The sequence below is a fragment of the Hydrogenophaga intermedia genome (genome assembly GCF_023715105.1).
In the GTDB taxonomy this organism is placed as follows: domain Bacteria; phylum Pseudomonadota; class Gammaproteobacteria; order Burkholderiales; family Burkholderiaceae_C; genus Hydrogenophaga; species Hydrogenophaga intermedia_A.
Map to the genome: position 1 here is coordinate 1 of NZ_JAMBNO010000075.1, position 1,202 is coordinate 1,202.

At 62.6% G+C, this 1,202-nt stretch carries 1 protein-coding gene; it reads right to left on the reverse strand.

The window, feature by feature from the left end:
• Nucleotides 1-157: 157 nt before the first annotated feature.
• Entirely contained in the window at nt 158-1,132 is a 975-nt protein-coding gene (locus M3149_RS22620) for an IS5 family transposase (protein ID WP_026437586.1), read from the reverse strand.
• Nucleotides 1,133-1,202: the final 70 nt, after the last annotated feature.

The following is a 1,202-nucleotide window of genomic DNA, read 5'->3' on the forward strand; positions in this document are numbered from 1 at the left end:
GGAAGGTCTGCATAACCCCCGCCGCAGCGTGAGCTGAGTCGTCGATTTTCAGATGACGACATGGAAGGCGGATACCGATGGTTTTTGAAGGCGGATTTCGGCCTTCTGCGGCCGTTTTGACCTGCCTCGCAGGGCATCGCCCGGGATGCGGGCGCACTCATCCCCGCTCAATGTTCAAAAGTCGTTTGCGCACCATCCACAGATTGCTCAGCGCAAACAGCATCGTGAGGCGCGCCGTGTTCTTGGCCAGACCTCGGTAGCGCACCTTGGCATGACCAAACTGCTGCTTGATCACGCGAAACGGGTGTTCCACCTTCGCCCGGATGCGCGCCTTGGCCTGCTCCAGTTTGTCCATGATCTCGCCCATGGGTGTGCTCTTGTCCAGCGCCTTGCGTTTGCCCGGGCGCATGGCCACGTGCCAGTTCGCCTCGATGCCCTGCGTCTCTTCGCGCTTGGCCACACCTTGGTAGCCCGCGTCAGCGAACACATCGCTCTCTTCTCCATGCACCAGCGCGCCGGCTTGTGTCACGTCGTTGACGTTGGCCGCCGTGCCCACCACGCTGTGCACCAGGCCCGAATCGGCGTCCACACCAATGTGCGCCTTCATCCCGAAGTGCCATTGGTTGCCCTTCTTGGTCTGGTGCATCTCGGGGTCACGCTCACCGCTGCTGTTCTTGGTCGAGCTGGGCGCGGCAATGATGGTGGCGTCCACCACGGTCCCGGTCTTGAGCAGCAAGCCCTGATGGGCCAGCCCGGCATTGATGGTGCCCAGCACCTGAGGGGCGAGCTGGTGCTTCTCCAGCAGGTGGCGAAAGCGCAGGATGGTGCTCTCATCAGGCAGGCGCGCGGCGCCGTCCAGGCCCACAAAGCGGCGGTACAAGGGGCGCTCGTGCAGCTCTTCTTCCATCGCCGGATCGCTCAGGTTCCACCACAGCTGCAGGCAGTGGATGCGCAGCATGGTCTCCACCGCAAACGGTGGGCGTCCACCGAGCGCCTGGTGCGCTCCGCGGGCGTGCGGCTGGATGAGCGCGACCAGGGCATGCCATGGCACGACCTTGTTCATCTCTTCAAGAAACACTTCCTTGCGCGTCTTCTTGTGGAGGGGGTCCAGCCCCAGCGTGATTTGGTTCATGCCCCTATCTTCTCCTCACTTCACGCCGTTTGCCAGTTCAACGGGAGGGAGGTTTTGCAGACCTTCCCTA

Bases quoted from the DNA above. Each gene is read 5' to 3' on its own strand.
- M3149_RS22620 (WP_026437586.1), bottom strand. From the start codon at position 1,132: ATGAACCAAATCACGCTGGGGCTGGACCCCCTCCACAAGAAGACGCGC.